Below are 11,172 nucleotides of genomic sequence, written 5' to 3'. Positions count from 1 at the left end.
TAACGCTGTGCAAACCTAATTGGTTTACAAGAAGAGCAAAATAATGCTCAAACACATCAAAGAAAATGATCTAGCAACTTGCGGCTATGACGGTCAAGCGTTAAACGATCACGAATTAGAAAATGAATACCATGACTATCTGTAATCATCAGTGATGTTGTAGTCAGACGGCGAATATCCTCTTCACCTTTAAGGATAAAAGAAACTTCTCCACGATCCGTTTCAACTTGCCAAGTACTCGGTGTGATAAAACTGGAAACTCTGAGCAAACGCCTTATCTCTGGCATAAATTCACGACTCGCAAGTTCCGCTTCAATGAGTAAGCGATAATCTTCTGGTAAATCAGCCAATCGCTCTATCCAGACCAATTCATGACCATGCGGGTCAATCAGGGAAATGCCCTGATCCGGATTAGTAATCGGGAAAGATCGCACTGGCACTATACCTTCCTGCGCTGAACCGAATCGATCCGTAAAAACCATCCGTCCATAAGCATTCCGGTGCAAGTGGTATTCTGGTGCGTTGCTCATTTCAACTCTCCTGCAGCGCTATGTTCCACAATGGGAACGACAAACGATCGGTCTTCAGTATCCACATTACGCGCCTGAGCTTGATACAGGCGGTAATAATAACCCTCTCGCGCCATCAATTCTGCGTGACTTCCAATCTCGACGATTTTGCCGCGATCAAGAACAATCAACCGACTGGCTTCGCGCAGAGTTGATAAGCGATGTGCAATAGCAATCGTGGTACGTCCGCGCACCAGATTGTCCAGTGCCTTCTGAATGTCTTTTTCAGTCGTGGTATCCACCGAAGAAGTCGCCTCGTCCAGAATCAGAATACGCGGATTAATCAATAAGGCACGCGCGATTGAAATACGCTGGCGCTCACCACCCGAAAGCGCTTGCCCACGTTCACCGACCAGCGAATCATACCCATGGGGCAGACGCAGAATAAATTCATGCGCATGCGCAGCCCGAGCGGCTGCAACAATTTCCGAGCGCGCTGCACCCGGTTTACCGTAGGCAATGTTTTCTGCAATGGTGCCATAAAACAGAAAAGGCTCCTGAAGCACCAGGCCAATATGCTTGCGATATTCAGCAATCGGTAACGAACGTATATCATGCCCATCCACCAGAATTATTCCTTCCGTGACATCATAAAAACGGCAGATTAAATTCACCAGTGTGCTCTTTCCCGAGCCACTGTGCCCAACCAGACCAACCATTTCACCAGGTTTGATCAGCAAGTTAATGTCGCGTGTGACGCTGCGTGTCCCATACCGGAAACCGACATTACGCAATTCAATCTGACCGTGCACAGTCGGTAAATGCACAGGGTTAGATGACTCTGGAACACTGGAAACATGATCCAGAATATCAAAAATACGTTTGGTTCCCGCAGCTGCTTTTTGTGTGATGGAAACAATACGACTCATCGAATCGAGCCGAAGGTAAAAACGACCGATATACGCGAGAAAGGCTGTCAGCACACCGACCGTGATTTCATCTTTCGATATCTGCCAAATGCCAAATATCCATACGATCAGTAAACCAACTTCGGTCAGTAGTATCACCGTCGGGGTAAATAATGACCAAATCCTGTTTACCCGATCATTGATCTGCAAATTCCGTTGGTTGGCGGCATGAAAACGCGCCGATTCCCTTTTCTCCTGGGCAAATGCCTTAACTACCCGAATACCCGGGATAGTATCTGCAAGTACATTGTTTACTTCAGCCCAGATGCGATCAACTTTCTCAAAGCCGATTCGCAGCCGGTCACGAACCAGGTGAATCAGCCATGCAATGATCGGCAGTGGCACCAGTGTCACCAGAGCCAGCCAGGGATTGATTGACACCAGAATCATCGCTGTCATCGCAATCATGATCACATCGGTAGCAAAATCAAGTAAGTGCAATGAAAGGAAAAGGTTAATACGATCGGTTTCAGCACCAATGCGCGCCATTAAATCACCGGTACGCTTACCACCGAAATATTGCTGAGAGAGATTAAGAAGATGCTCGTAGGTGGTAGTGCGCAAATCGGCACCGATGCGCTCTGAAATCAGTGCCAGCATATATGTTTTTGTCCAGCCCAGTATCCAGGCAAGGACCGCTGCCCCTAACAAGCCGGAGAGATATAACGTCACTAAGTCGGTATTGATCGGCTGACCATTCTGATAAGGAATTAATACATTATCCATCAATGGCATAGTTAAATACGGCGGCACCAGCGTGGCGGCAGTACTACATAAAGTCAGCAGAAATCCTATGAATAAACGCCACTTATAGGGCTTTGCGAAGCGCCACAAACGCAGCAATGTCCACGTAGAAGGGGGTGCATGGCTTTGTTTGTCACAGACCGGGCACTCTTCCTGATCAGCGGGTAAAGGAGCACCACACTTCGGACATTGCGCTTGTTCAGAAGTAAGTAGAGGTAATTTACCAGTGAGATGGTAATCAAGTTGCCGCATAAAGCAGCTGATCAATCGACTTACTGCGATATCATTACCTAGCCGATAACGCCAATATGTAAGTCGCTCATGCGCATCAAATAACTCGAGATAGCCAACCCCTGCATGATCGCGCTGCGTCAACAGTAATCCTGGCCGATAGCGCCATTCCTGCCAAATTTCATCGCTAGTCATTTTAGCCAGCAAGCGCTGATTGGTCACAACGATAAGGCCTTCAGAAAAATGAAGCTGTGTATTCAGGTCGATTTTGATCCAGGCGAGTACGTTTTCTCCGTCAGCTAATTGTGACAAAAGCGCATCAACCCAGGCTTGGGGTAAAGTATTCAGTGATGGATTAAGGGTCTGCTGCATTAGGTAGGTACAAGAAGAGAAAATTAAAGTTTCTCAGAAAAATAACCAAAAAATGCAAATCATTTTTCAAATGCACTGCTGACTGCAGATTTTGCTCAGCCTTCCTTTTTCAAGGATATGCCATTACTAGATCAGAGTGTTCTTAAATCAGCGCTATTTGTTAACGCCAAGGTTTTAGTCCCTTTTTTGGGACCTTCTGGCAATTGTTCGTATTCGTACCACCGCTGCTTGATTTCTTTACGTTTCTGAGTCGGCAATTGCTCCATTTTCTTGAATCTCTCACGCGCCTGTTTACGTTGCTCGGAGGTCAACGAATCCCAGCTACGCATTTGCGACTGAATGCGCTGCTGCTCTTGGGGCGCCATTTTTGGATAACGCTTTGCGATACCCAGCCACTTTTTCTTTCTATCCGGATCCATCACATTCCAGCTCTCGGCCAGCGGTTCCAGAATCCTCTGCTCTTGTGGCTTTAACTCCTTCCACAAAGGCTTATTAGATTCAGTTAAGGCTTCCGCGGGAAATAGAAAAAACAGCCCGAATACAATAATTACTCGGAATCCAGCCATTCATTAAACTCATTATCAATATAAGCATCTATCGGTAGATCATCAGCCAGAATCATGGTATCTATTGCAGCATTTTTATCAATATCCCCAAATTGAGAATAAACGATGTTCATCAAAACAAATAATATGGTTAAAAGCAGCAACAATTTTGCAGCGGGAAAATGGACTCCATGCCCACCATAAACAGAAGCACCACTGCCTAAATTCATTATCTTCAGTGGGGGGTGATAATTTTCCAGGGCCGCTCGACGGGCAAACTGTAATCGATATAAAGTACTTTGCTTGATATTCTCATCAGCACTAAAATCCAATAATTTTGCAATCTCTTTTCCTAACTCTTGCTCGCTCATAACTTAACCCCCTTCTTCCTGAGTATTGAAGCTAACGTACTAACTGCTCTCGAGCAGTGCGTTTTTACACTTCCTTCAGAGCAATTCATAATCACTGCCGTTTCCGCTAAACTCATTTCCTCCCAATAACGCAGTATAAATGCTTCACGTTGACGTGGCGGGAGAATTTCCATCGCCTTTTCTATCACATCAATTAACTGCGCTTTTTCGAGCTGTGCTTCAGGCTCTTTAGATTCTTGTTTTATATGTAAAGTTTCTAGAATATCGAAGTCTTCCTGGTTCCGATTTTTATCCTGTTCATCAGGTGCAAAGGCCGAAAAAAGCGTAGTCCATAGCGATCGGGTTTTCTGTCGGCGATAGTAATCGCGAATGGTATTCTGCAGGATGCGTTGAAATAAGAGAGGCAGCTCTTCGACTGGCCTAGAAGCATATTTTACTGTGAGCTTCATCATGGAATCCTGGATGATATCCAATGCCGCATGTTCATCTTGAACCGCAAACAGGGCTTGTTTATATGCACGCCTCTCGGTTTCAATCAGAAAATCTGAAAGTTCTTCTCGCGTAGCCAGGATGGCCAACCTTACTTATAGTTAAAATTATTAAAAATTAATTTGCATGAAATCTTTCATGCAACTTTTGAAGGGCTATTCTACTCATATTTTGTTAAAACGCGGTAAGCTTCTATTCTTAAACCATAACACAAAATGGTGAACTGTTTTTATGCAACAACATGTCGTCAACTGCCCGCAATGCGGTAAAAAAGTAATATGGGAACCAGCCAGCCGCTTTCGCCCATTCTGCTCTGAGCGCTGTAAAACAAGTGACTTATCTCAATGGGCTCAAGAATCTTATCGAATTCCGGAGCCTACACAATTGATTGAATCAGAGAAGAACTTAAAAGACAAAGAATGAATGCCATTAAGGATTCACAATTCCACGCATCAAGGCAATTCCATGCGCACCCATTCCCTGCGCTATCTGCAAATCTTCTAGCCGCAATCCCCCCAAAGCATACACCGGCAAGGGATAGTCACGAATCAGCGCGGCAAATTTTCTCCAGCCTAACGGAAATAACTCGGGATGGCTTAGCGTAGGCTGCACCGGGCTTAACACAACAAAATCCAACCCCAATTGCTGTGCTGCAAAAAGCTCCTCTGTATTGTGACAAGATGCGCCACATAATCCATATTCCGGATCAGGGCGGGATGACAACGCCATTAGCTGTGATGACGTCAAATGCACGCCATCGGCACCGATTTCACGGACTAGCGCCATATCGCTGTTTATCAATACCCTTGCCTGGTAATCATGCGCAAGCGCCAGTATCTGTCGAGAAAATTCCCGCAACAAATCTTTCGCCATCTGCTTTTCACGAATCTGAAGCAGGCGCAGACCATTTTGCAAGGCCTGTTCAATCTGCTTTAATGCAGGCTCAATACCGATCTCAGCCGCTTGGGTAATGGCATACAGCGGTGGCAACAAAAGCGCTTGTAAAATAGGCCCGTTGGCAGGCAGAACGGGAGATACTGCAATCTGATGCGGCCATTGCCAGAACAACCCTTGTTTTTCCTGGGGCGCAACTCTGCCTTCCCACTCGACTACACGAAAAAAATGCAGCCGTACTGTTGCATGCGAGTAGCTAAAAACCCGCGTTATCCAAGGATAAGGATGGCGGATCTGGATACCCAGTTCTTCCCACAATTCGCGCTCCAGCGCTTGCAACAGCGACTCATTATTTTCAACCTTGCCACCAGGAAATTCCCAGTAGCCAGAATAAATTTTGCCCTTGGGTCTGCGCGTCAGCAGAAACTGACCATTTGGCCGCATGATCACGGCCGCAACAACTTCAATGATCGGCATCGATTCAGCGACAATAGAAGTAGATAAGTGATTCACAGGCTTTGATGATTATAAAACCGACATTTGCCTACCGGCCAGATCACGTGCAAACTGCCAAGCCACCCGCCCACTACGCGAGCCACGTTCCAATGTCCATTGCAGGGCTTCAGTGCGTACCAGCGCAGTCATTTCACTGATCCCAAAATCGGCCAGCCAGTAACGCACGATTTCTAGATACTGATCCTGATCGAAAGGATAAAACGATAGCCATAAACCAAACCGCTCCGACAGGGAAATTTTTTCCTCTATTGCCTCACTGGGATGCACTTCCTCACCAATATGTCGGGTATCCAGATTGTCACGCATAAACTCCGGCACCATGTGACGTCGGTTAGAGGTCGCATAGACCAGCACATTATCGGAAACCGTGGCGATCGATCCATCCAGCACCACCTTGAGTGCTTTATATCCCGGCTCGTCGGTTTCAAAAGACAAGTCATCGCAAAACAGAATAAAGCGCTCGGGGCGCTGATAAATTTTTTCCACAATGTCATGCAGATCAACCAGATGATGCTTTTCGACTTCGATCAGGCGCAATCCCTCTCCTGCATATTTGTTCAGCAAGGCTTTAATCAACGAAGACTTACCCGTACCGCGCGCCCCTGTCAGCAATACATTATTGGCAGAAAGTCCCCGCACAAACTGCCGCGTATTCTGATCAATTCGCTGCTTCTGCTCATCAATTCCGCACAGCGCATCGAGTGTGATCCGGTGCGGATGCGTCACTGGTTGAATAAAAGCCATATTACCTTGCTTGCGCCAACGAAAAGCCGTTGCTGCCTGCCAGTCAGGATCGGGTTGTACGGAGGGTAGAAATTTCTCCAAGCGGTCGAGCAGTCTGTCCACCCGCCCAAGTAATTGATCTAAATCATCCATATAAGAATAGCTTAGCTACGATAACTCGCATTAATCCTGACGTAATCATAAGAGAAATCACAGGTCCACACGGTAGTAGAAGCTGAACCACGATTTAGCACCACGCGCACGGTAATTTCGGACTGATTCATTACGCGCTGCCCATCCTCTTCGCGATAGTGTGACGCTCTGCCGCCTTTCTCCGCCACCAGCACATCATCCAGATAAAGCTGAATGCTGCTCACATCCAAATCCTGAATTCCGGCATAGCCGATCGCCGCGAGAATTCTGCCAAGATTGGGATCAGACGCAAAAAAAGCGGTTTTGATCAATGGTGAATGCGCAATGGCATAAGCCACTTGAGTGCATTCATCGATATTCTTGCCAGCATCCACCTGCACAGTGATGAACTTGGTCGCTCCTTCACCATCACGCACAATCATTTTAGCCAGCTCGGCGGCAACATCGGTAACGGCTCGCTGCAACTGGCCGAATTCCGCGCTGTCCTGCCGGGTAATTTCGCGATGCCCAGCTTTTCCGGTAGCCAGCACAATGAGCGCGTCATTGGTGGACGTATCGCCATCCACGGTGATGCGGTTAAACGAATGATCCGCTACATGCCGTACCATGTCTTGCAGTAAAGCCTGGTTGATGACTGCATCGGTAGCGATAAACCCAAGCATGGTCGCCATATTCGGGCGAATCATGCCGGAACCTTTGGCAATACCGGTAATCGTTATTGTTTTTCCATCCATATGCACCTGCCGCGATGCCGCTTTCGGCACGATATCCGTTGTCATGATCGCCTGAGCTGCACTAAACCAGTTATCACGCTTACAATCATCGATGGCTGCGGGCAATCCAGTAACAATTTTCTCCACCGGCAACGGTTCCATAATCACGCCGGTTGAAAACGGCAGCACCTGCTGCGCAGCACAACCCAGCAATTCAGCCAAAGCTGCGCAGATCTCCCGGGTATGCTGAATTCCTGCCTCACCCGTACCGGCATTGGCATTGCCGGTATTCACTAGCAGCGCACGGATAGATGACTGCGCCAGATGCTGCTTCGCCACTATCACCGGCGCAGCACAAAAACGGTTCTGGGTAAAAACACCGGCAACTTTGGTATTTTCATCCAACAACATCACCAGCAAATCCTTGCGGTCGGTTTTTTTAATACCAGCTTCGGCAGTGCCAAGCGTTATGCCATCAATAGGCAATAACTGTTCGGGTTGGAGAGGAGGAATATTAACGGGCATGGTAAATAATCAGCGTCTTTTAAGAAGACGCTATGCTAGCGTATCTGCAGCAGCATTTTCTAGATATTTCTGATTTGTTATGATTCATTGTTTTTATAATAGCTACATCTCTAGACTATGGCACTCACTGCATTTCACAAGCTTGGTCAGTTTGTGTTTTCCTTTCAGCATCTCGAGCACATGGTAAACGAACTGCTTGTTCTACTGGCTAATGCAGATAGTGAGATTGTTTACATTCTGATCAACAGGCTTGAGTACAGCAATCGGTTGAAAACCGCAGATGTACTCTTTGCTCGCTTCGTCGATCTGCGTTCGAACATTGACTCTGCGATGAAAACAAAATTCCATGAACTTATGGTCGAGCTCGAAAAGCTCGGTACTCGCAGAAATGAGCTTGTTCATTCGAGATACAATCGATGGCTCAATGTCCAAGGCAGAGAAGGGCTACTTCGTACAAATTCGGTTCTCCGCGCAAAAATGGGGAAACGCGAAGAGCAGGAAGAAGAACTTCAACCTGAAGCATTCGACACAGATCTCAATTGCCTTAATATCGCTGCAGAAAAACTCGAAGAGTTCCGACTACAGATCATTTTCTGGATATATCCAGATGAAGTCTAATTTCTTGATTGAGGTCTATCAATATACTTACTACGCAGCGAATAACTTTTTAGACCCTGATTCTACTAATAAAAAAACCCCAGATTACCGGGGTTTTTTGTGTATCTAAGCTTTACGCTCGAATTTACTGAGGGACAATATTTGATGCCTGTTTACCTTTAGGGCCTGTCGTTACGTCGAAAGTAACGCGTTGTCCTTCGCGTAATGATTTATAACCACCGCTGCTGATTGCAGAGAAATGTGCAAATAAATCTTCTCCACCACCATCTGGTGTAATAAAACCAAAACCTTTAGAGTCATTAAACCATTTTACAATACCTGTTGCCATTTATATTTCCTTAAAAATAATGAACTTATATCTATGATAACCCATAATAGCCATCGAATATCAAGGAAAAAAGGTCAACCATAAGCATCACATTTCACAACTTGAATCCAAAAGACTTGAATAAGATACATGTTTGCTAACAAAGTTCAAGTGTTTATTCATAACGCGAACAGAAAGGGAGATGATTCTAATTAAAGATCGATCGTTCTGATGGTTTGAATAATCCTTCACTAATTTATCGGAGCTGTAAGAAAATCGCCGAACTAATGCTGTTGTCTTGAATTTAATTTAAGACCGTTTCTCCCCCTTATTTTCAATTTGCAAAAATTACATTTGTATGAAAATGACCTTAAAGGTAATATCTGTACTCATACTAGTCATTTTTAATTGATGGATTAGACAAATGATGGCTTTGAAACGTATCAGCAAAGAAGGATTTCTTGTCCTCGCTGTAATGTCGTTTTTCTTCTTGGCAAATCCGACACAAGCAAACCCTCTGCATGCTTCGATTGTCATTGATGCGAATACGGGTGCAGTGCTGCATCAATCGCACGCCGATGCCAGCCGCTATCCGGCTTCGCTGACTAAAATGATGACGCTGTATATGCTGTTCGAAGCGCTGGAGCAACGCAAAATGACTTTGGACACTCGCATGCCAGTATCAGCCCGTGCAGCTTCCATGCCATCCACTCACATTAATCTGCAGGCAAGTGATACGATCAGCGTGCGTGACGCAATTCCGGCACTGATTGTGCGCTCCGCCAATGACGTGGCAGCAGTGATAGCCGAAGCATTGGGAAATACAGAGGCCAACTTTGGCCGATTAATGACCGATAAGGCCCGCAGGCTGGGGATGCATTCCACCACTTTCCGCAATGCCTCCGGTCTGCCTAATAACGAGCAAAAAACCACAGCACGGGATTTGGCAACTCTTTCCTCACGGCTGATGAAGGATTTTCCGCAGTATTATCATTATTTTTCAACTCGCTCCTTCAGTTACAAGGGCGTCACTTACCACAGCCACAACCGTATGGTGCGCAATACGCATGGGGTAGATGGTCTGAAAACCGGCTTTATCCGTGCGTCAGGATTTAATGTTGCGACTTCCGCCAAGCGCGGCGACCGTCGCGTGATCGCGGTAGTCATGGGCGGCCAAACTGCCGCTTCTCGCGATCAACGGATGGCGCAATTGCTGAATCGCAGTTTTGCTCGCGGCAGCGTAACCCAAGTAGCCAAAAATACTGACAATAATCCTGGTGCACCTGTTGTGACTCAGAAAGCCAGCGCTTCAACGCCGGCATCCAAACCTGCTCCCGGGCTGAAAAAAATGCCTGAACCCGTGGTAATAGCAAAGGCTGTTCAGCCAGAAACCCGTGCCGAGCCGAAGAAAATGGCTGCAACGAACAGCAAAAGCTGGGAAGTACAGATTGGCTCTTACCTGGCGCACGACCGGGCACAAGCACAGGCTCAGGCCGCCACTCGCTGGATACCAGGTGCCGTGGTGATCACCGAAGTGGAAATCAGCAATCGTAAGCTTTATCGCGCCCGATTGGTCGGCCTGCACGAAAAGCAGGCGCGCACAGCCTGCCAGAGCCTATCCCGGCAAGGCATGGAATGCCTGGTAGTCCGCTCGCAAGGTTAACTGGCGCATCGGTTTCTGGAAACACCTATTGCACTGTTGTACGATGCACATTGATAAAGAATTAGATGTCCGCGGCTTAGTCTGCCCATTACCCATCTTACGTACCAAACAATCGCTGGCCGCCATGATCAGCGGGCAAATTCTGCAAATCGTTGCGACTGATCCAGCCGCTGTGATCGATTTCCAGGTTTTTTCGGATCAAACAGGGAATGAACTATTGTCTTTATCAGAAACCTCCGGTGAATTCATCTTCATACTAAAAAAGAAATAGCAAGCTATCTACTCAAAATGCCCGGACCATTCCAGGAAATATCATGACGATAATTATCGAGAGTGTCTGCAGCAGAATAAACGGAATCACTCCTTGATAAATTTCCATCGTAGTGACTGTAGGCGGTGCAACTCCACGCAGATAAAATAATGAGAATCCAAAAGGCGGAGTCAAAAAAGAAGTTTGCAAATTGAGTGCGACAAGAATGCCAAACCATAGCGGATCAATATCCAGTTTCAGCAGAATGGGTGAAATCATCGGGATAAAAATATAGGCGATCTCGACAAAGTCGATAAAAAATCCCAGCATAAATATCACCGCCATCATCAGAACAATAAAACCCCATTTACCGCCCGGAATGTATTCCATGATCTGCTCCACCGCTTCATCACCACCGGTATAAGTAAATACCATAGAGAAAAAAGTGGCACCGGCCAGTATGGCAAACACCATGGCACTGATCTTATTCCAATTACAGATAGAAACAGTAATAATATAAGCCTTTACCTTTGGTAGAGGTCATCATGGCACGGAAGGCAAGTGGAACGGAGCAACTTGAG

General features: G+C 46.4%; 14 protein-coding genes. 4 read left to right on the top strand and 10 right to left on the bottom strand.

Annotated features, from left to right (window positions below; genetic code table 11):
- Positions 1 to 56: 56 nt before the first annotated feature.
- From BM021_RS06205 to BM021_RS06185, 5 genes are all read right to left on the bottom strand, one after another.
- A complete protein-coding gene (locus BM021_RS06205; protein ID WP_090719958.1) occupies positions 57 to 530 on the bottom strand; it encodes a cyanophycin metabolism-associated DUF1854 family protein in 474 nt (157 codons plus the stop codon).
- Positions 527 to 2,824: a cyanophycin metabolism-associated ABC transporter gene (locus BM021_RS06200; RefSeq protein WP_090719955.1), complete on the bottom strand. Its 2,298-nt coding sequence runs from the start codon at positions 2,822 to 2,824 to the stop codon at positions 527 to 529. Before BM021_RS06200 ends, BM021_RS06205 begins: the two co-directional genes overlap by 4 nt.
- 131 nt (positions 2,825 to 2,955) lie before the next feature.
- Positions 2,956 to 3,390: a DUF3106 domain-containing protein gene (locus tag BM021_RS06195; RefSeq protein WP_090719952.1), complete on the bottom strand. Its 435-nt coding sequence runs from the start codon at positions 3,388 to 3,390 to the stop codon at positions 2,956 to 2,958.
- Positions 3,372 to 3,740 carry a DUF3619 family protein gene (locus BM021_RS06190; protein WP_090719950.1) on the bottom strand — a complete coding sequence of 123 codons (369 nt, stop codon included), beginning with the start codon at positions 3,738 to 3,740 and terminating at the stop codon, positions 3,372 to 3,374. The genes BM021_RS06195 and BM021_RS06190 overlap by 19 nt, the downstream gene beginning before the upstream one ends.
- Positions 3,737 to 4,309: an RNA polymerase sigma factor gene (locus BM021_RS06185; RefSeq protein ID WP_090720058.1), complete on the bottom strand. Its 573-nt coding sequence runs from the start codon at positions 4,307 to 4,309 to the stop codon at positions 3,737 to 3,739. The genes BM021_RS06190 and BM021_RS06185 overlap by 4 nt, the downstream gene beginning before the upstream one ends.
- Positions 4,310 to 4,460: 151 nt before the next feature.
- On the opposite strand from BM021_RS06185, the gene BM021_RS06180 reads away from it, so the two are divergent.
- Complete coding sequence (locus BM021_RS06180) at positions 4,461 to 4,652, top strand: DNA gyrase inhibitor YacG (RefSeq protein ID WP_090719948.1); 192 nt, start codon at positions 4,461 to 4,463, stop codon at positions 4,650 to 4,652.
- A 6-nt stretch (positions 4,653 to 4,658) separates the two neighbouring features.
- Here the strand turns inward: BM021_RS06180 and BM021_RS06175 are convergent, their stop codons facing one another.
- The 3 genes from BM021_RS06175 to argJ are packed head-to-tail and all read right to left on the bottom strand — an operon-like array spanning position 4,659 to position 7,753.
- A complete protein-coding gene (locus BM021_RS06175; protein ID WP_090720056.1) occupies positions 4,659 to 5,600 on the bottom strand; it encodes a Nudix family hydrolase in 942 nt (313 codons plus the stop codon).
- 48 nt (positions 5,601 to 5,648) lie between these two features.
- Positions 5,649 to 6,515, bottom strand: coding sequence for an ATP-binding protein (locus BM021_RS06170; protein WP_090719946.1), 867 nt, complete (start codon positions 6,513 to 6,515; stop codon positions 5,649 to 5,651).
- An 11-nt stretch (positions 6,516 to 6,526) separates the two neighbouring features.
- On the bottom strand, positions 6,527 to 7,753 hold the full coding sequence (gene argJ / locus BM021_RS06165) for a bifunctional glutamate N-acetyltransferase/amino-acid acetyltransferase ArgJ (RefSeq protein ID WP_090719944.1): 1,227 nt from the start codon (positions 7,751 to 7,753) through the stop codon (positions 6,527 to 6,529).
- Positions 7,754 to 7,933: 180 nt separating this feature from the next.
- Here argJ and BM021_RS06160 point away from each other — a divergent pair, with 180 nt between their 5' ends.
- On the top strand, positions 7,934 to 8,371 hold the full coding sequence (locus BM021_RS06160; protein ID WP_143074304.1) for a hypothetical protein: 438 nt from the start codon (positions 7,934 to 7,936) through the stop codon (positions 8,369 to 8,371).
- Positions 8,372 to 8,495: 124 nt separating this feature from the next.
- Here the strand turns inward: BM021_RS06160 and BM021_RS06155 are convergent, their stop codons facing one another.
- Positions 8,496 to 8,699: a cold-shock protein gene (locus BM021_RS06155; RefSeq protein ID WP_090719941.1), complete on the bottom strand. Its 204-nt coding sequence runs from the start codon at positions 8,697 to 8,699 to the stop codon at positions 8,496 to 8,498.
- A 403-nt stretch (positions 8,700 to 9,102) separates the two neighbouring features.
- Between BM021_RS06155 and BM021_RS06150 the strand changes: the two genes are divergently transcribed.
- Positions 9,103 to 10,341: a D-alanyl-D-alanine carboxypeptidase family protein gene (locus BM021_RS06150; RefSeq protein ID WP_218147823.1), complete on the top strand. Its 1,239-nt coding sequence runs from the start codon at positions 9,103 to 9,105 to the stop codon at positions 10,339 to 10,341.
- Positions 10,342 to 10,384: 43 nt separating this feature from the next.
- On the top strand, positions 10,385 to 10,612 hold the full coding sequence (locus tag BM021_RS06145) for a sulfurtransferase TusA family protein (protein ID WP_090719940.1): 228 nt from the start codon (positions 10,385 to 10,387) through the stop codon (positions 10,610 to 10,612).
- Between the two features lie 12 nt (positions 10,613 to 10,624).
- Here BM021_RS06145 and BM021_RS06140 read toward each other — a convergent pair whose 3' ends face one another.
- Positions 10,625 to 11,074, bottom strand: coding sequence for a TRAP transporter large permease subunit (locus tag BM021_RS06140; protein WP_256207812.1), 450 nt, complete (start codon positions 11,072 to 11,074; stop codon positions 10,625 to 10,627).
- Positions 11,075 to 11,172: the final 98 nt, after the last annotated feature.

The organism is Nitrosomonas sp. Nm166 (assembly GCF_900112825.1).
GTDB lineage: Bacteria > Pseudomonadota > Gammaproteobacteria > Burkholderiales > Nitrosomonadaceae > Nitrosomonas.
Note: the sequence above shows the minus strand (reverse complement) of the source record. Positions and strands in the feature narration are given on the sequence as shown.